Origin of the sequence: Corynebacterium sp. HMSC06D04 (assembly GCF_001807315.1) — a bacterium.
In the GTDB taxonomy this organism is placed as follows: Bacteria; Actinomycetota; Actinomycetes; order Mycobacteriales; family Mycobacteriaceae; genus Corynebacterium; species Corynebacterium simulans.
This window is the reverse complement of record NZ_KV788544.1, coordinates 1-17,872: the sequence shown is the minus strand read 5'-3', so window position 1 is coordinate 17,872 and position 17,872 is coordinate 1. Positions and strand designations below refer to the sequence as shown.

The 17,872-nt window shown below is 56.6% G+C and carries 15 protein-coding genes; 7 read left to right on the top strand and 8 right to left on the bottom strand.

The genetic code is table 11. The features are described from left to right. Positions 1–638 precede the first annotated feature (638 nt). Together HMPREF3155_RS05680 and leuA are read right to left on the bottom strand one after the other, a co-directional pair. Positions 639–1,538: a hypothetical protein gene (locus HMPREF3155_RS05680; protein WP_070432791.1), complete on the bottom strand. Its 900-nt coding sequence runs from the start codon at positions 1,536–1,538 to the stop codon at positions 639–641. A gap of 19 nt (positions 1,539–1,557) precedes the next feature. Continuing rightward, on the bottom strand, positions 1,558–3,375 hold the full coding sequence (gene leuA / locus HMPREF3155_RS05675) for a 2-isopropylmalate synthase (RefSeq protein WP_070432790.1): 1,818 nt from the start codon (positions 3,373–3,375) through the stop codon (positions 1,558–1,560). A gap of 316 nt (positions 3,376–3,691) precedes the next feature. On the opposite strand from leuA, the gene HMPREF3155_RS05670 reads away from it, so the two are divergent. Continuing rightward, complete coding sequence (locus tag HMPREF3155_RS05670; protein WP_246815032.1) at positions 3,692–4,843, top strand: hypothetical protein; 1,152 nt, start codon at positions 3,692–3,694, stop codon at positions 4,841–4,843. On the opposite strand, the gene HMPREF3155_RS05665 is transcribed toward HMPREF3155_RS05670, so the two are convergent. Then, a complete protein-coding gene (locus HMPREF3155_RS05665) occupies positions 4,840–5,697 on the bottom strand; it encodes a DMT family transporter (RefSeq protein ID WP_061920124.1) in 858 nt (285 codons plus the stop codon). The two genes, HMPREF3155_RS05670 and HMPREF3155_RS05665, sit on opposite strands and share 4 nt — an antisense overlap. A gap of 259 nt (positions 5,698–5,956) precedes the next feature. On the opposite strand from HMPREF3155_RS05665, the gene HMPREF3155_RS05660 reads away from it, so the two are divergent. Next, positions 5,957–7,222: an aspartate kinase gene (locus HMPREF3155_RS05660; protein ID WP_061920127.1), complete on the top strand. Its 1,266-nt coding sequence runs from the start codon at positions 5,957–5,959 to the stop codon at positions 7,220–7,222. 21 nt (positions 7,223–7,243) lie between these two features. After that, positions 7,244–8,281: an aspartate-semialdehyde dehydrogenase gene (locus HMPREF3155_RS05655; protein ID WP_070432788.1), complete on the top strand. Its 1,038-nt coding sequence runs from the start codon at positions 7,244–7,246 to the stop codon at positions 8,279–8,281. Positions 8,282–8,378: 97 nt separating this feature from the next. Here HMPREF3155_RS05655 and HMPREF3155_RS05650 read toward each other — a convergent pair whose 3' ends face one another. From HMPREF3155_RS05650 to HMPREF3155_RS05640, 3 genes are all read right to left on the bottom strand, one after another. Further along, a complete protein-coding gene (locus HMPREF3155_RS05650) occupies positions 8,379–9,698 on the bottom strand; it encodes a YkvI family membrane protein (RefSeq protein ID WP_070432787.1) in 1,320 nt (439 codons plus the stop codon). 231 nt (positions 9,699–9,929) lie between these two features. Beyond that, a complete protein-coding gene (locus HMPREF3155_RS05645; protein WP_061920133.1) occupies positions 9,930–11,252 on the bottom strand; it encodes a YkvI family membrane protein in 1,323 nt (440 codons plus the stop codon). 267 nt (positions 11,253–11,519) lie between these two features. After that, positions 11,520–12,071: an RNA polymerase sigma factor gene (locus tag HMPREF3155_RS05640; protein ID WP_061920135.1), complete on the bottom strand. Its 552-nt coding sequence runs from the start codon at positions 12,069–12,071 to the stop codon at positions 11,520–11,522. A gap of 185 nt (positions 12,072–12,256) precedes the next feature. Here HMPREF3155_RS05640 and HMPREF3155_RS05635 point away from each other — a divergent pair, with 185 nt between their 5' ends. Beyond that, positions 12,257–13,804, top strand: coding sequence for a catalase (locus HMPREF3155_RS05635; RefSeq protein WP_070432786.1), 1,548 nt, complete (start codon positions 12,257–12,259; stop codon positions 13,802–13,804). A gap of 16 nt (positions 13,805–13,820) precedes the next feature. On the opposite strand, the gene HMPREF3155_RS05630 is transcribed toward HMPREF3155_RS05635, so the two are convergent. Next, a complete protein-coding gene (locus HMPREF3155_RS05630) occupies positions 13,821–14,342 on the bottom strand; it encodes a hypothetical protein (protein WP_070432785.1) in 522 nt (173 codons plus the stop codon). Positions 14,343–14,456: 114 nt separating this feature from the next. On the opposite strand from HMPREF3155_RS05630, the gene HMPREF3155_RS05625 reads away from it, so the two are divergent. Together HMPREF3155_RS05625 and HMPREF3155_RS05620 are read left to right on the top strand one after the other, a co-directional pair. After that, positions 14,457–15,887, top strand: a complete 1,431-nt coding sequence (locus HMPREF3155_RS05625; RefSeq protein ID WP_070432784.1) for a hypothetical protein — start codon at positions 14,457–14,459, stop codon at positions 15,885–15,887. Between the two features lie 259 nt (positions 15,888–16,146). After that, entirely contained in the window at positions 16,147–16,401 is a 255-nt protein-coding gene (locus HMPREF3155_RS05620; protein ID WP_070432783.1) for a pentapeptide repeat-containing protein, read from the top strand. 46 nt (positions 16,402–16,447) lie between these two features. Here the strand turns inward: HMPREF3155_RS05620 and HMPREF3155_RS05615 are convergent, their stop codons facing one another. Then, complete coding sequence (locus HMPREF3155_RS05615; protein WP_070432782.1) at positions 16,448–17,161, bottom strand: ASCH domain-containing protein; 714 nt, start codon at positions 17,159–17,161, stop codon at positions 16,448–16,450. A gap of 391 nt (positions 17,162–17,552) precedes the next feature. Here HMPREF3155_RS05615 and HMPREF3155_RS05610 point away from each other — a divergent pair, with 391 nt between their 5' ends. Beyond that, positions 17,553–17,765: an IS3 family transposase gene (locus tag HMPREF3155_RS05610; protein WP_070432781.1), complete on the top strand. Its 213-nt coding sequence runs from the start codon at positions 17,553–17,555 to the stop codon at positions 17,763–17,765. Positions 17,766–17,872: the final 107 nt, after the last annotated feature.

The window sequence follows — 17,872 nt, the reverse complement described above, 5'->3', positions numbered from 1 at the left end:
ATTGCCGCAGCCGTAGTGCCAGGCAGCATGGCCCAGCGCTCTGCCGGCGGGTTATTGACCGGAACACACAGGCCAGGGGCCGGTAGCTCGACATCGAAAGAAGGCCATTCCTCGCCATCAAACTCCACCATGGTTACGCGTGCGGTAACCAGAGGACGCAAACCTGCATCGATGATCCAATCAAGCTCGGTATAAGCCGCAGCTTCTTCCCGTTCGAGGTAGCCGATGGTGGTGTCTTCGTAGCGGACACGGAAGCCTTCGTCAGAAGAGCCCGTGAGGTTGACCTCCACTGCAGGCTGTTCAGAACCAGATTCTTCCATTAGCTCGACGAGGAAATCTGGGCTTACTTCTTGGATGGGAATTTGATTTACATCGCCAAAACCATGGTTAGGGACCATGTAGTTTGTCGATTTCATCTGTATTCGCTTTCGTAGGGTGCGGGGAAGAAGTTTGGGAGTAGGGATGCGAGCTATAAGGAGACAGACTTAGAGGGTCTGCTGCGCCTAGAGCGCGCTAACCCTCTAAAAGAAACTAAATCCACCCTACCGACTCGTAGCTTTGAACTCAAACGTATAAGCGGCATTTGAGCAGGTCGAAAGGTTGCCGTGCGCTGACTGAGTTGGGCAATGAGCGTGCAATTAAAGGGCAATCAACACTGCGATCAAAACGGCGATGCAAACAATCACGAGGGCGAAGATGAGCCAGCTCTTATTGTTCTTCTTTGTCGGGGTGGAATCCGCTGTGGCCTTTTGCGGGAGCCGGTCGATACGGGACAAGTCTTCATCGGTGATGGCCTTGAAACTGGCGGTCTCAAAAGTGGCCGCAGCAGAGCTTGCGCTACGGGTGTTTTCCGCCAGTAGGCGTTCCTGGCCGGAGCCGTCGCGGGTTTCCTGTTCTATCTGCTTGCCAGCATAAATGTTGAGCACTCGTCCGCCTTGGCGAGGGAAGTGGTAGGCATGGGCGAGCGTGCTTAGCCCCTGCTTGGCATGCTGGACGAGCAGGTCCGGAAGATAGTCCGGGTAGCTATCCAGCGTGCCGATGAATTGTGGGCCAAGATAAGCGCTGATGCGCTGCGGATCGGATTCGGCCGCGCGCAAGGTAACCAGCAGATGGATTCGCCCAAACTGCGGAATGTCGACCTCGTCTGGGATATCCGTGATGCTTATCGCTGGGGCAAAAGAAAGCAGCGCCCACGGGCTGGACGGCGGATTATTCGCGGGCAGGCACAGGCCCGGACGCGGCAGCAACACCGTGGGCTGGGGGCTTTGGCGAAGCGTTACTGCTGGAGTCAGCTGGGCGTCGAAAAGCAGCTCTATCTCTGGGTACTCAGCCGCATCCTGAGGCGCAATCAGACCTACGACGCCGGCGGCGGTCGCCACCTGCCAGGTGCCGTCGGGCTGCCTGGACAAAGTGGCGTTGACCTCTCGCTGTTTTGCTTCCGCAGAAGGCGAATTCTGGGATGCCGATGCGGGGTGCACGGGCAATTCCTGCACCGCGCCGAGCCCCAAGTGGGGGATGGGATAGAGCGATAAAGTCATGCCTCGACTTCTACCACCTTTAGCCCAGCGCGCGGTTGACCGCCGAATTGATGGCGAAAATCGAAGCACGCGTGGTGGAGCCGGCAATGCCAGCGCCCCACACTTTGGTGCCGTTGACGTCGGCGGCAATGTAGCAGGCAGCTTCGGCGTCGTCGCCAGCGCTACGCGATTGCTGTGCGTACTCGATTACCTCGAAATCAATTCCCAACGCTTCGAGGGCATTGGCGTAGGCCGCAATCGGACCGTTGCCGTGGCCGGAAACCACAGACTCCGCCTCGTTGTAGATGACTGTCGCGGTGACCTTGGCTTCGGCGTCGTCGCCTACCGCGTTATCGATCTGGAAGTTCTTGTGCGCAAGCGGCGCCTCGCGGTCTAGGAACTCGGTGGCGAAGATATCCCACATGCCCTTGGAACCGACCTCGCCGCCTTCGGCATCCGTGACTTCTTGGACCACGGCGGAAAATTCTGCCTGCATCGCGCGCGGCATATGAATGCCGTGATCGGTCTTCATGATGTAGGCAACGCCGCCCTTGCCAGACTGGGAGTTCACGCGGATAACTGCCTCGTAGTCGCGCCCCACGTCCTTCGGATCGATTGGCAGGTAAGGCACCTCCCATTCGGTCTCGCGCAGCTCTTCCCACGAGACGTCCGTGTTGATGGCGCCGGGGCGTACCTCGTTGGCCAGGGCGTCGAGGCCCTTGTTGATGGCGTCCTGGTGGGAACCGGAAAAAGCGGTAAAGACCAGCTCGCCGCCGTAGGGGTGGCGCTCAGGAACGCGCAGCTGATTGCAGTACTCCACGGTATCGCGGATAGTGGGCAGGTCGCTGAAATCAATTTGTGGATCGACGCCTTGGGTGAGCATGTTCAGGCCCAGCGCCACCAGATCCACATTGCCGGTGCGCTCGCCGTTGCCGAACAGGCAGCCCTCGATGCGGTCCGCGCCCGCCAGATAACCCAGCTCGGCAGCCGCGATGCCGGCACCGCGGTCGTTGTGTGGGTGCAGCGACAGGATGATGCTTTCTCGCTTGGCCAGGTTGCGGTGCATCCATTCGATGGAATCCGCGTAGACGTTCGGCGTAATCATCTCCACCGTGGAAGGCAGGTTGATGATCATTGGGTGCTCGGGCGTGGGCTCCATGATTTCAACCACGGCGTCGCATACCTCTCGGGCAAATTCTAGCTCCGTGCCGGTGAAAGACTCCGGGGAGTATTGCCAGCGCCAGTTCGTGTCGGGGTAGTCCTGGGCTACTTCTTTGATGAGCGCTGCGGCGTCGCAAGCCAGCTTCTTGATCGCAGGGCGGTCTTTGCGGAAGACCACGCGGCGCTGCAGCTTCGAGGTGGAATTGTAGAAGTGCACGATGACGTTCTTGGCGCCCGCGCAGGCCTCAAAGGTGCGCCGGATTAAGTGCTCGCGTGCTTGCACCAGGACCTGGATGGTGACGTCTTCAGGGATCTTGTTCTGCTCGATGATCTCGCGCACGAAGTTGAAGTCGGTCTGAGATGCGGAAGGAAAACCTACCTCGATTTCCTTGTACCCCATCTTGACCAGCAGGTCGAACATGCGGTGCTTGCGCTGCGGGCTCATGGGGTCGATCAGCGCTTGGTTGCCATCGCGCAGATCGACCGCGCACCACTGTGGAGCGCAAGTGATTTTCTTATCCGGCCAGGTGCGGTCCGGCAGCTGAATGTCTTCTACTTCTTGGGCAAAGCTGCGGTAACGGTGGGTGGGCATTGCGGAACCGCGCTGCTTATTCCAGGCGGGCTGGTTCTTGCCAAAGTCGCCGTTAGGGGTAGTGATTTCGCGTGGGGCGGTGATAAAAGAATCGTTGGGAGCCATGATTTGTCCTTGCTGCTTCGTTAAGGAAGCGGATAAAGAGGTACCGTTTAGCCAGCAGCGGCGGGGGTGGGAAGGCGCAGTTTGGATGCGCATCGTGAAAACCCGCGACGGGGGCGCTGGCCGGTGGGTTTGAAAGGCCTAAATCCCGCCGCGGCAAATAAGGAGGAGGCTCTGCCGCATAGTCATGTGAATCACACTAGCGCGCTTCTCACGATGTGGCAAGAGTTCTCACATATTGGGATCTCCTTTTGTTGGGGTGGGAGAATTCCACGTAAATCGAGGTGGGGTCTGAAGCATGCCGATAACATTGCATAACGTGCACGAAGTCAAGAATGCGGCCGGCGCAGAAGTAGCGCATAGCGCGGCCCCTCGTCTCGGTAGGCAGGATTGGATTGCCGCGAGTCTAATTGCTGTGCTGGGCAACCTCCTGCGGATTGGGGTGCTCGCCATTTTTGCGCAGGCTAACGAAGATAACTTAGGCGGCCTGCTGACCAAATGGGACGCGAAATACTACACGGAGATTGCCCGTGCTGGTTACTTCGGTGCTGACGTTGCCGCAGATGGAAACGTCAATGAAGTAACGATGGCCTTCTTCCCGGGCTTTCCGCTCGTTATCAAGGTGGGCAGCTTCTTTGTTGCGAATGAAGCTGCCGTCGCGATTGTTTTCAATTTCTTTTTCACTTTCCTCATGGCTGTGGGCGTCATGGCCATCGCGCAGCGCATGGGGGCCGGTTTTAAGGCCCGCGCGGTTGCCGCCATCGCCGTGAGCAGCGCTCCGATGTCCATCGTGTTTGCCATGCCTTATACCGAGGCGCTCTTCGGCGCGCTGGTGATGTGGATGCTCGTTGCCTTGCTGGATGAAAAGTGGTGGCTGGCCGGCCTTTTTGGCTTTGCGCTTTCCGCCGTGCGGCTGACTTCAATCGACGTCCTCGTGGTCTTTGCCCTCATCGTATTGTGCAAGGCCGTCCGCGAGTGGAAGGCCTGGTTGAGCCTTATCTTCGCCGCGATTCCCCTGTTTGGTTATCTGACGTGGGCGAATAGCTATCTCGGGCAGGCAGGAGGCTACTTTGGCATCCAAGAAAAACACTGGAACTCCCATTTCGATTTCGGTGCGGCAACGCTCAAGTGGATATGGTCCACGCTTTTGAACTCTGACAACGTGGGCTATCTGCTTTCCGCGCTCGTAATCGTCGGCGCGCCCATCCTGTTGCTCTTGGGTTGGCGGCGCTTGCCAGCGCCGGTTTGGCTTTTCGCCGCCGCGCTCATAGCGAATGTGTTGTTCTCTGATGGCATCATGCATTCGCGCCCACGCCTGCTTTTGCCCGCGGCGGTCTTGTTTATTCCATGGGCAATCAAGCTGGCTGATTCCGCGAGCACCCGCAGCACCGCAGCGCTATGCGGCGCCTATGTTCTCTTCGGTGCGTGGTTTTCGGCGCACATGCTTGCCGTATTCGAGTGGGCTATTTAGCTTTGGATCTGCCGCGTGGAGGAGCCCACTGGGCGGCGCGACAAGATGACCGTGCCTAGGATCATCACGGCTAGAGCTAAGGACATGAGCGTCCAGCCCGCCAGCGAATCAACCTGGAATTGCTCGCCCAAGACCACGTAGCCCAAGCCAAAAGCAACGATGGGCTCCATGATGGTCATAGCTGGCAGGGATTGCTTTAGCGCACCGGCGTGGAAAGAATATTGCTGGAGCACGGTTCCGCCGCCGGCGAGGGCGATTAAGCCCCAAAACTGCCAGGACACCAGGAGCTGGCCAAGGCCCTCGTGGGAGAAGATATCCACCACAGACTTAGATAGCAGCGCCACATAGCCGTAGAGGATGCCGCAGGAAGTTCCCAAGGCCAAGGCGCGCCGAGCGGGGAAGCGCCACGCTAGGACGCCGAGCAGCGCCAAGCCCAGTGCGCCGCACAGCAGCGGCGGCCACCATTGCGAAAGGGAGGGGCGCGGATCGCCGGCAACGGGGCGGCCGTAGACCACCAAGATGCCCACTGCGATGGTCAGCGCGCTGCACCAGAAGATTTCATGAAAAGACAGCGGCCGCTTGGAGTACCAGGCAGAAAGCGGCAAGGTGAACATCAGCGAGAGCACCAAGATGGGCTGAACTACCAGCAGGGTGCCAAAGCCTAGGGCGACAATCTGCAGGCCATAAGCCACAATGGCGGCAAGTGTGCCGACCCACCACACGGGATTGCGCATCGCGGTGCGCATGACCGAGCCGGAGGCTTCAAGTGCGATCCGGTGACGGACTACCGTGCCCCAGGCCACGGTGAGCGCGGAGGCGAGGGCAAAGAAAACCGCCAAGAGATTGCTGAACACCCCCACCACCGTAGTAGGTAGTCGCCCTTTTTAACGAATACTGCTCACGGGTGAAAATAAATGTTCCTAAGTCGTTAAGTTTGCCTCTTTTGGTGCGGTGAATAAAAACACTTTGATCCCCTTCACATATTGTGAAAGGAAGTACCTCGTCGGGGTAGCATGGACAACTGACTAATGCACGACAGGTATAGCGGGGCTTATCGGCCCTGTGGCTATAGACTGTCGCGGGAAACGCACAGTGAAAGGTGGATATCCCAACGTGGCCTTAATCGTTCAAAAATACGGAGGTTCCTCCCTCGAAACCGCGGATCGCATCCGCGCCGTCGCCGAGCGCATTGTGGCTACCAAGAAGGCGGGCAACGACGTGGTTGTTGTCTGCTCCGCCATGGGGGACACCACTGATGAACTCCTCGACCTTGCTGCCCAGGTCAACCCAGTGCCGCCGCAGCGTGAAATGGACATGCTGCTTACCGCCGGCGAGCGCATTTCTAACTCCCTGGTTGCCATGGCGGTCGAGTCCTTCGGCGCCGAGGCGCAGTCTTTCACTGGCTCTCAGGCCGGCGTGCTTACCACGGAGCGCCACGGCAACGCGCGCATCGTGGACGTCACGCCGGGCCGCATCACCGAGGCCCTGGGCCAAGGCAAGATCTGCATCGTCGCTGGTTTCCAGGGTGTTAATAAGGAAAGCCGCGACGTCACCACCTTGGGCCGCGGCGGTTCCGACACCACTGCGGTAGCCCTGGCCGCTGCGCTGCACGCCGATGTTTGCGAGATCTATTCCGACGTCGACGGTGTCTACACCGCGGACCCACGCATCGTGCCGAACGCGCAGAAGCTCGAGAAGCTTTCCTTCGAGGAGATGCTGGAGATGGCAGCCGTCGGCTGCAAGATTCTGGTTCTGCGTAGTGTGGAATACGCCCGCGCATTCGATCTGCCCCTGCGAGTTCGCTCGTCTTATTCAAACGACCCCGGCACTCTGGTGGCCGGTTCAATGGAGGATATCCCTGTGGAAGAAGCAGTACTGACTGGTATCGCGACCGATACCTCTGAAGCAAAGGTCACCGTTCTGGGCATTCCGGATCGTCCAGGGGAGGCCGCCAAGATCTTCCGCGCCATCGCGGAGGCGGAGATCAACATCGATATGGTCCTGCAAAACGTCTCCTCCTTGGAATCCGGAACCACCGACATCACCTTTACCTGCCCGCGTGCGGATGGCCCGCGTGCCATGGAGATTTTGACCAAGCTCAAGAATGAGGGCCACTGGGCAAACGTGCTTTACGACGACCAGGTGGGCAAGGTTTCCTTGGTCGGTGCCGGAATGAAGTCGCACCCAGGGGTTACCGCAGACTTCACCGAGGCGCTTCGCGACGCCGAGGTAAACATGGAGCTCATCTCCACTTCTGAGATCCGCATCTCCGTGCTGGTGCGAGAGCTGGAACTGAACAAGGCGGCCATTGCGCTCCACGAGCGCTTCCAGCTCGGTGGCGAGGAAGAAGCTACCGTTTACGCTGGCACGGGCCGTTAATTTAGGAAGAAGGAATTTTTCATGACCACCGTTGCAGTTGTTGGTGCTACCGGCCAGGTGGGACGCGTCATGCGTTCCATCTTGGAGGAGCGGAATTTCCCAGCTGACAAGGTTCGTTTCTTTGCCTCGCCGCGTTCTGCTGGCCAGGAACTGGTGTTCCGTGGCGAGAAGGTTGTGGTTGAGGATCTCTCGCAGGTAACCGAGGAGTCCGTCGCTGACGTCGACATTGCTTTGTTCTCTGCCGGCGGCGCTACTTCGCTCGATTGGGCCCCGGTCTTTGCCGCTGCAGGCGCGACCGTGGTGGATAATTCCTCCGCATACCGCAAGGATCCCGAAGTTCCGCTCATTGTCTCTGAGGTAAACCCTGAGCAGGCGAAGAACCTCCCGAAGGGCATCATTGCTAACCCGAATTGCACCACCATGGCCGCAATGCCGGTTCTTAAGGTCTTGCACGATGCTGCCGGTCTGAACCGTTTGCACGTGTCTTCTTATCAGGCAGTTTCTGGCTCTGGCTTGGCTGGTGTTGAGGCCTTGACCAAGCAGGCCGCCGAGATCGGAGATCGCAACGTAGAGCTCGTCCATGATGGCTCCGTTCTCGAGGTCTCTGAGGAAGAGCTTGGCCCATACGTTGCTCCGATTGCTTTCAACGCGCTGCCTTTTGCTGGCAAGTTGGTTGACGATGGCTCCGAGGAAACCGATGAGGAGCAGAAGTTGCGCAACGAGTCGCGCAAGATCCTGGGTATTCCTGAGCTTAAGGTTGCTGGCACCTGCGTGCGGATTCCGGTATTCACCGGCCACACCCTGACCATCCACGCGGAGTTCGACAAGGCAATCACCCCAGACGAGGCACGCCGCCTGCTTGGCGACGCCCCCGGTGTCAAGCTCGTCGACGTTCCGACCCCGCTTGCTGCCGCAGGCGTGGACGAGTCCTTGGTGGGCCGCATCCGTCAGGATCAGTCAGTTGATGACAACAAGGGCCTCGTGCTGGTTGTCTCCGGCGATAATCTGCGCAAGGGCGCAGCTTTGAACACGATTCAGATTGCTGAGTTGTTGGTCTAGCGCGCGGACCTAAAACAAAGCCATAAAGCGCAGAAAGGAGCTTGTACATCCAATAAAAGGACGTACGAGCTCCTTTTTAGTTATTTACTTCGGATTCCTACTTTGGTACTTCCGGCTTGGTGTGCTCCACGAAGACCACGGAAGGATCTGGGTCCTCGCGGTCATACTCGAGTTCTTGGTCTGCTTCGAGATCTTCGTGGATTTCTTCTTCGACGGCATCGACAAACTCCGCAGTTTCCATGTTGGAGGCCGTGGCCAAGGTGCGCAGTTCCTTCTCATTCTTCTTGGTAAAGTGCTCACGCGGATCAAGGCGACGCTGCACCAGCGTACGAGCACGCATACGGCGGCCTGATTCCTTTACCATCTTGCCGCGATTCTTAACCCAGCCAAAGAGCATGATAGCGATGACCACCAAGCCGCCATAGCCGAGAATTGGATAAATCAGTCCGACGAGGTCCTTGAAATCAGCGAAGGACAACGCAAAGCCAAAGAGGCAGGTAATGAGGTAAACGGGGTAAAAGCGCTTCTCATGGCCGCGCGTCAGGCGTTTAGCCAGCGCGTAGAACATGCCCACTGCGGTGTTGAAGATCATGCCGTAAATGACAAAAGTCATTCCGTAACCCAGCGCCGGGTGGATGGTGTTGATCAACGCTAGGACAGGCATTGCCTGGCCATTTACCTGCGGCGCGGCAAAGAATAGGGCGCAGACCAGCAACGCCAGCATGAACAGGAAAATAGCGCCACCAATAACACCGCCTAGGCCGACGGTCTTGTTATCTAAGAAGTTTCCGCCAATCACAATGGCCATGGAAACGGTGCAAATAGCGGTCAGGCCAGTGTAATTGAGGGAGGCGATCCAAGGATTAGCGATTGCCGGATCAACGTTGTGGATGGCGTAGTTGTTTGCTTCCTCAAAGGTCGCTTGGTTCGTCACCAAAGTGTAGATGGTGACGAAGCCGATGAAGAGGATGATAAAAGGCGTGATAAAGCCCAAGACAGCGGTGACTTTATCGACATCGAGAAGCCCCGTGATGAGCACCAGCACCAGCATGATCAAGGAGCCCACCCACGTTGGGAGGGAAGAAAATTGCTGGGCGAGGTTGGCGCCGCCGCCGGCGAACATGACAAAGCCCACCGCAAAAAGCGTGATGATGGTGGCCCAGTCGAGGATCTTCGAGGTGATAGGCGCGGTGATTTGGGAGTAAACAGCGGTATGCTCCGAAGCCTGGAAATAGGAACCAAGCTGTAGGAAAGCGATGCCTGCGACGACCATGAGGGCGGCGGCCAATACCATGCCCCACAATCCGAGCGTGCCGAAGGATACAAAATATTGCATGGCTTCCTGGCCGGAGGCAAAGCCAGCGCCGACCATAACGCCAATAAAGGCCATGGAGATGGCTACTGCGCGTTTAAACATAAGGTGTGGGAGAGTCTCGCTATCTCACACGCGCCGGAGGGTAAGTCCGCGCTCATCATTTTGCAGGCTGTGCAGTTTGTGTGCGAGGCGTTTGCTGCCATGGTGGCGCAAGACCGGTTCGACGTTCGATTTATCACGTGTGCGTTGTAAAACACTAGGCGTATGAGCTGGGTTAGGCCAACTCATACGCCTTGGAAAGGTCTGCTTAAGCAGGAAGGGGAGAGCTTTGTATTAGTCTCGTGGAACTTCTGGCTTGGTGTGCTCGACGAAGACAACTGAAGGATCAGGATCTTCACGGTCGTACTCGAGTTCGTCATCTGCCTCGAGCTCCTCGTGGATTTCTTCGGCAACGGTGTCCTCAAACTCGTCGGTCTTCATATTGGAAGCGGCCGCGAGCTTTGCGAGCTCCTTCTGGTTCTTCTTGGTGAAGTGCTCGCGCGGGTCGAGCTTGCGCTGGACCAGGGTGCGAGCACGCACTCGACGTTTGCTTTCGGAAGTAATCTTGTCGCGTTTTATAACCCAGTTGAAGACCATAACGGCAATCATCAAAAGGCCAAGGTAGCCCAAGATTGGGTAGATGTTACTGACCAAAGACTTGAAACCGACGAAGGAAAGAATGAAACCGATGATGCAGGAAGCGGCATAGACTGGGTAGAAAAGCTTCGGCTTCTTACGGGTCAGGCGCTTGCCCAGCGCGTAGAACATGCCCACTGCGGTGTTAAAGACCATGCCGTAAATGACAATCGTCATCACATAGCCCAGAGACGGGTGAATGGTGTTGATGAGTTCTAGAACCGGCAGATCTTTTCCATGCACGGTCGGTGCCACCATGAATAGGGAGACCACGAGCAGTGTCAGCAGAAGCAGGTAGATAAAGCCGCCGATGAGGCCGCCGATGCCCACTGCACGATTGTCGAGGATGTTGCCGCCGATGACGATGGACATGGACACCGCGCACATGACGTTCAGGCCGGTGTAGTTCAGGGCGGCGAGCCACCAGCTGCTCAGCGGGGTGTCAACGCTATTCGTGGCGAATTCGTTGAGGTGGCTCCAATCGACGTCGGCGGTGACGATGGTATAGCCGGTGGCCAAGACGATAAAGATGATGATGAATGGAGTAATGGTGCCGATGACTGCGGTGACGCGGTCAACGTCGAGCAGGCCGACAAGCAGGACGAGCACCAACATCAGCGTTGCGCCTACCCAAATCTTTATATCTGGGAATTGCTGCGTGATGGTGGATCCGCCACCGGCGAACATCACGAAGCCGATGGAAAAGAGCGTGGCAATCGTGGACCAGTCCAAGATCTTGGAGGTAATTGGTCCGGAAATTTTGTCGTACACCGCCGTGTGCTCTGTGGCCTGGAAATAAGATCCCAGCTGCAAAATTGCAATGCCGGTGATGATCATCAACCCGGCAGCCAGCGCTACGCCCCAGAAACCAGTGGTTCCGAAGGCGACAAAGTACTGCATAGCTTCCTGGCCAGAGGCAAAGCCCGCGCCGACAACAACACCGATAAACGCCATGGAGATAGCCAATGCGCGTTTCATCATGAGGAGATTTCTCGCATTCTCACACGCGCCGGGCAAAAAGAAATGCGCGCATTTTTTGTAGCGCGCTGGCCCGGGTCGACCTTCGATTTGTCACGTGTGTTTTTAAGCCATGCTACTTTTCTTTAATGTCTTTCATCCAGAAAATTTTCTAAAAGTGCACAGAACTTTCGCGAAAACTTCTGGGTTCCGGCGCTAAAATCGCAGCTAATTGTACCGAAAGTGAAGCCTGATAAATAGTAGGTAACGATTCGCGCTAATGATTCCCGGCTAGGCTCCCGTACCTTCGATGAGGTCTTTGCGGGCGCGGGCAACGCGGGAACGAATCGTGCCGATGCGTACGCCAGCGATTTTGGCTGCTTCTTCGTAGGAATAGCCCAATACCTGAGTGAGGATGAGGGCTTCGCGGCGGTCTGCGGGCAGGGCGTCGATTAGCGTGCGGGCGTCGATCCAATCGCTCCACGCTCCGGAGTTCTCGGTCGAAGGCGTCTGTGCCGCTACGTCTTCATATTCCGTTGCGGCCTTGCGGGGACGCGCCATGTCGTGGCGAATGTTGTCCACCCATACGCGGCGCGCGAGAGAGAGCAGCCAGGTGCGAGCCGAAGAGCGCGCGGCGAAGCGGGGGAGTGCGCCAATAACTCTTAGGTACGTCTCTTGGGTGAGATCGTCTGCGATTTCCGCGCCGCCTAGGTGTGCGAGAAGACGCCACACATCATCCTGAGTGGACTTAATAAACTCCGTGAGAGCTGCGCGATCGCCGCGGCCGGCCTTGAGCGCAAGGTCAGTGACGCGGGCGTCGTCATGCTCGGAGTGGTGTTTCACCAAAATGAACTTACCAGGATGAACGCTAAATTAGATTTCCCTGCCAGAACTTATTAATTTGCTGATTTTTGTTGCGAGGGCCTATTAAACGGGGTAGGTTATCGCTTGTCCGTGATTGATAATCCACCCCAAATTATCAACAATTTTATTGACTAGTTCCCGCTAGTTTTCTTAGGAGGCTTTCCATGACTAACTCTGAAGCTGACAAGGTCCTCGACAAGGGTCAGCGCCCCGCGGGCGGCCCAAATGCCACCAGCCCTTCCGGCCAGCCGGTTGCTACCGAGAATACCAGCATTACCGCAGGGCAGAACGGCCCAGTTGTTCTCAATGACATTCACCTGATTGAGAAGCTTGCGCACTTCAATCGCGAGCGCGTGCCAGAGCGCACCCCGCACGCAAAGGGTCATGGCGCCTTTGGCGAGCTGCACATCACCAACGATGTCTCGCGCTACACCAAGGCGAATCTCTTTCAACTAAACACTGTCACCCCAATGATGGGGCGTTTCTCCACCGTTGCTGGCGAGCAGGGATCTCCGGATACCTGGCGCGATGTGCACGGCTTCGCACTGCGTTTCTACACCGAGGACGGCAACTACGACATCGTCGGCAACAACACCCCGGTCTTCTTCCTACGTGACGGTATGAAGTTCCCTGACTTCATTCATTCCCAGAAGCGACTCGGCGTCAACGGCCTGCGTGACGCGGATATGCAGTGGGACTTCTGGACCCGCAACCCAGAGTCCACTCACCAGGTCACCTACTTGATGGGTGACCGCGGTACACCGAAGACCACCCGCCACCAGAACGGCTACGGTTCCCACACCTTCCGGTGGGTCAACGAGGAAGGCGAGGCCTTCTGGGTGAAGTACCACTTCAAGTCTCGCCAGGGTGTTGAGAACTTCACTGATGCTGAGGCAGGCGAGATGGCCGGCAAGAACGCCGACTATCACCGCGAGGATCTCTACAACGCCATCGAAGAGGGCGACTACCCAATCTGGGACGTCAAGGTGCAGATCATGCCGCTTGCTGAAGCAGCTGAATACCGCTTCAACCCGTTTGACCTCACCAAGGTTTGGTCCAAGAAGGACTACCCATTGGTTGATGTCGGATACTTTGTGCTCAACCGCAACCCACGCAACTTCTTCGCGCAGATCGAGCAGGTTGCTTTGGATCCTTCCAACCTAGTCCCAGGCATCGGCCTTTCTCCGGACAAGATGCTGCAAGCTCGTGTCTTTGCTTATGCTGACCAGCAGCGTTACCGCATTGGGCCGAACTACAAGCAGCTGCCAGTTAACCAGCCACTGAATGCGGACAAGGTCAACACCTACGAGCACGAGGGAAGCATGCAGTTCCTCTTCAATGCTCCTGAGGATCCGGTTTACTCCCCGAACCGCCACGCAAAGGGCGGCGGCTACCTCGACGGTGACGTCAACGACCGTAGCCAGCTAGAGACCACCACCGCTCCGGATCTCTACGTCAACCCGGACCCAGCAGGTTTGGACTTGGTTCGCGCACCGTATGTCCGCCACGCTGAGGATTCCGATACCGCGCAGGCAACCGACCTGTACGAGAACGTCTACAACGACGAGGAGAAGGAGCGCATGGCGGACAACATTACCAACGCCATGGCTGGTGTTTCCTCCGAGACCGAGGAGCGCATCTACGCTTACTGGGGCGCAGTTTCCCCACGCCTAGAAAAGCGCGTTCGCGAGCTCTTCGCAGAGAAGAACTAGCACGTACTACAACCTCCTAATCACAGGCCTGAGCGTCCGCTGCCATAGCGTCGCTCAGGCCTCGTGCTTTCATGCCTTCGACGTCATAGCAGGGGCCCTGCATGCCGCTACTAGTGGTGCCGATGTGAGGTTCACCCTTCCACTTTTGGCCATCCCAATAAGCCCAGGCGAACCAATCGGTATTGCGCTGGGCAATGTATGCCCACGAACCGTCACAATCGATAACAGTCATGTTGCTCATCGAGGTGTTGGCCTGCTGAAGTGCATCGACTGAGCAGCTGCCCTTGCTTTGCGCCTGTGGCGTATCTGGCGCTGGCTGCTCCGGCTTGGCCGTGGCGGTGACGGTCTTCGTTGTTGGGGCAGGTGCTTCTTCGGCCTTGCTGCTGGTGGTTGGGGTCTCGCTAGTGGCGGTTTCTTTTGCGGCCGTGTTGGATTCGGCTGCTGCGAACTGCGGCTCGCTATCTGCAGTGTCTTTGGGGGAGCAGGCGGTGAGTGGAAGAAGTGCGGCTAGGGGGAGAATCAGTAGGGAACGTTTCATGGGCTAAATCCTATGATCAGTTGGTTGGAAGTTTTGGGATTTCTGTATCTTTGCCCCGACTTAAAACGGCGCGCCTGCGTTGTTTGCGGTGGTGGGAGCGATATTTTTTAAAGGATGAACTCCCGCCTTGCTGATTTGCCGTCCCGTCCCTCGCGCCTGCGTGGCGCACTTCTGTGCTTGCTGGTGGTTCTGCCCTTGGTGGTAGGTGCCATTGTGACAGGCGTGACGGGGTGGGATGCCTCACGTGCGTGGTCGAGTGAGGGAACCGGTGCGCCGACAGAAGGTCAAGCAGGTGCGGCGTCGTTAAGCGAGGCGGCGCGTGCCGCAAGCCAGGCGCAGGCCCAGGCTGGCTTTTTGAAGTCGGGAACCCAGCAGCTTTCCACCGGCACGGGCAAGCTGAAGGATGGTGCTGGTGAGCTGGGCGGTGGCGTCGACAAGCTCAGCGCCGGATCGCAGGAGCTTTACGACGGCCTGATTCAGCTGCAGTCCGGCACCAACCAGCTGGGCAATGGTGCAACTGAGGTGGCAAACGGCGTGGGTAACGCAGTGGATCAAATTACAGGTCTTACCGTGGTGCAGGGCCAGCTGCTGGCCGCCATCGACGGCACGCTGAAGGACCTTGAGGGAAATAATTCCCCCGAGGCGCGCAACATCAAGTCGCAGCTCGGGGACCTGCGCAATCAAGTCAATAATTTTCAGATTGACCAGAATCTAACTAATCAACTTAAGCGCTTGAAGGATGGCTCACGGGAGCTTTCCAATCAGCTCGCGGTTAACGGCTATGCCTATCACGATGGCGTGTATAAGGCAGCGGATGGCGCCAAGCGTTTGAACGATGGCACCAAGGAGCTTAATTCCAAGGTTGATGAGGCTCTCGGCGGCATCGACAAGCTGGACAAAGGTGCCAAGCGTGTTGACGGCATGGCGAAGCAGAACCAAACCAAGGTGCAGGATGTGCAGCGTGCGTTGCCGGCTGCCGCGGATGGTCAGGGTGCGGAAGTAAAGATGCTGAGCCCCATCGTGGCGCTGCTTATCGCGGCGATGGTCTCGCTCGGTGGAACTGCCCTGGGCGCTTATGTGGTGCGTTCGCGGAAGCCTTGGCTGAGCCTTCTTGCTGGTGTAGTTGTGCTGACTGCCGCGGCTGAGATTGTCTTTATGATTCTGGCTACCGGCGTTGATGGCATGGCTGCGGGGCTGGCTGCTGCCATGGCTGCGGCGACCGCGCTGGGAAGCGCTGGTCTTACGGCAGTGGTGCTGCACTACTTCCCGAAGCTTGGGTTTGGTGTGGTCATCGTTCTTGGTTTGCTGCAACTGGCTGCGGTGGGTTGGTTCTGGAAGCAGGCAACTGCCGCTACTGCTGTGGCTGGTGCGTGGAAGACCGTGATGGGCTTGCTGCCAATGCACTGGTCAACGGTTGGCTTTACGGTTGCCGGTAACTCGGGGCAGTTGAGCCTCGCGTGGATCGGGCTTGGCATCCTTGCAGCAGTTGGAATTTTTTCGATAGGTATTATGAAGCGCGGCTTTTCGGTGATACGGAAAGACTAAAAAGCTAAATGTACTGACTAATTGTTTTGCTAAACTAGACCAAACATGCAATTTTGTGGTTCCGTCTGTGAAAACTTCTGATTGGTTACCGTTTTGTTTCGAATCGGTGCTAGAGTGAATCTTGCTCACAATGCCTACTTAGGGGGTAGGCAAACGGTTTCTCCAATCCGTTGTGAGTGATAGGGAATAGGGGCGACGCGGCTGCTGTAGGGGCGCCGCGTCGTTTCCCGTTTTGGCCCTTAACCCGGAAGAACCGGCAATGTATAAGCAAACGCCTGATACCTGGTTCCAAGAATTCGCAGGCCAAGATATTTCCGGAAAAGACTTCTCCGGCTACGACCTGACCGGAATAAATCTGGAAGCAAGTATCTGCCGCGGCTGTTCTTTTCGCGGCGCGATGCTCGCCTGGGCCATCCTCCACAACGCGTACATGAAGCCAGTAATCGCCTCGTCAGAGCAGCTCGCGCATTGCGAAGGATTTGAAGCGGGTGCTTCGGAGTTTCATAGCCGGTGAGCTTGTCGCTAAAGCGCAAGTGCTCAAGAGTGGAAAGGCTAAATTTTTAGTCCGCTAATTTGAAAGTTACGACATCGACCGGATCGTTTGGTCCAAGTTCTGGATAGTGGAAATCGAGTGCAGAGTGAAGTTCTGCCAAGTTTTGAAAACCATCGTTGCAGGCATCTTCTTCGGTTAATTTGCACCGTTGCGTTTGCACCACCGCCGTGACTTGGGCAGGAAGAGTGGTTACCAATCCGCTTCCTTTTTCGAATACCAAGGAAGCAGGTCCGACGCAAAAAGGGTCATCGATTCTAATAGTTTGTTCTTTTGATCCGTTGCGAATGGCTTCTTCATATCCTTCCCACATAAAAATCTTCTGCGGGGTTTCAAGTTCTTTCCAGTCAAAGGAATGAGGGAGAAGCTCGGTGACAGTCTTGGATTCGAATCCATTACTGCCGCGGATTATGCACTTGATGGATGGGTCGATGTCATATAAAACTTGGCGGCATTTTCCACAAGGCGGTATTACATCACCTGTCGGGCCGTAAATCGCTACGATGGCTTCGATTGGATCATTTGGGCAGGCGGCAGCGTGGTTGGCTAAAGCTGTAATTTCTCCGCAGGGTCCGCCAAGGAAATGATAGGCGTTAAGTCCATGGATAGTACGCCCTGATTTTGTTAGTAATGTGGCGCCAACGGTGTGGTCATCATCGTCGCTTGCTTGGCGCGTAAATGAAGTTGCTTCTTTTAATAACGAACGCAATGAATTGGTGAGCATAATGCCATGCTAGTGAGTCCGCTCAGGAGAAACTATGGGTGCATCTTCTTTGAGAGCGTCAGATGGTTTGTGTGGGGGAATCCATCCCGTATAAGGGAGATAAACCAGAAGGAAGATATTACCGAGTTTAAAAGTAGGTCACTAGCAAAGTGTTTGCTGAATACGTTTATTCCTGGTGGCGATAGTGCTGCACAAAGTCTGATTGAGGCGTGGGAGGTAGCCTAGTCTGAAATTCGACGCAATGACGATAACCAACAATGACTAAATGGAATACCGTCACGTTGGCTACGTGATAATTGCCATTCCTTATATGGGGTTGAATCTTCTCTGCAAATGCGCTGACCGGCAAAACTCGTTAGGGTCTTGAGCACGGAGGAGAGGAGGATATCTGATGGAACCGACCAATCTGGATGTGCTTATTGTTGGCGGAGGCTTCGCAGGAATGGCTGCGGGGATTACCTTGGCACTTCACTCTGTCAAAGAATTTACCGCTGCGGTAGACGCGTACATCGACTGGTACAACGCGGAAAGACTCCAGCTGGGACTTGATGGTTGCACCCCGATGAAATACCGGGATAAGGCCCTTAAGACGTTAGCCGGGTAGGATTACCCCTAGTCCAACTTTCGGGGGCAAGTTCAGTTTCAGTTCGCGGTTTTCTCGACGCAGGCGCCTGAGTTCTTCTTCCATTGTTTCGCCGCCTGAAGCGTCAG

Bases quoted from the DNA above. Each gene is read 5' to 3' on its own strand.
- HMPREF3155_RS05680 (WP_070432791.1), bottom strand. From the start codon at position 1,538: ATGACTTTATCGCTCTATCCCATCCCCCACTTGGGGCTCGGCGCGGTG.
- leuA (WP_070432790.1), bottom strand. From the start codon at position 3,375: ATGGCTCCCAACGATTCTTTTATCACCGCCCCACGCGAAATCACTACC.
- HMPREF3155_RS05655 (WP_070432788.1), top strand. From the start codon at position 7,244: ATGACCACCGTTGCAGTTGTTGGTGCTACCGGCCAGGTGGGACGCGTC.
- HMPREF3155_RS05650 (WP_070432787.1), bottom strand. From the start codon at position 9,698: ATGTTTAAACGCGCAGTAGCCATCTCCATGGCCTTTATTGGCGTTATG.
- HMPREF3155_RS05645 (WP_061920133.1), bottom strand. From the start codon at position 11,252: ATGATGAAACGCGCATTGGCTATCTCCATGGCGTTTATCGGTGTTGTT.
- HMPREF3155_RS05635 (WP_070432786.1), top strand. From the start codon at position 12,257: ATGACTAACTCTGAAGCTGACAAGGTCCTCGACAAGGGTCAGCGCCCC.
- HMPREF3155_RS05630 (WP_070432785.1), bottom strand. From the start codon at position 14,342: ATGAAACGTTCCCTACTGATTCTCCCCCTAGCCGCACTTCTTCCACTC.
- HMPREF3155_RS05625 (WP_070432784.1), top strand. From the start codon at position 14,457: ATGAACTCCCGCCTTGCTGATTTGCCGTCCCGTCCCTCGCGCCTGCGT.
- HMPREF3155_RS05620 (WP_070432783.1), top strand. From the start codon at position 16,147: ATGTATAAGCAAACGCCTGATACCTGGTTCCAAGAATTCGCAGGCCAA.
- HMPREF3155_RS05615 (WP_070432782.1), bottom strand. From the start codon at position 17,161: ATGCTCACCAATTCATTGCGTTCGTTATTAAAAGAAGCAACTTCATTT.
- HMPREF3155_RS05610 (WP_070432781.1), top strand. From the start codon at position 17,553: ATGGAACCGACCAATCTGGATGTGCTTATTGTTGGCGGAGGCTTCGCA.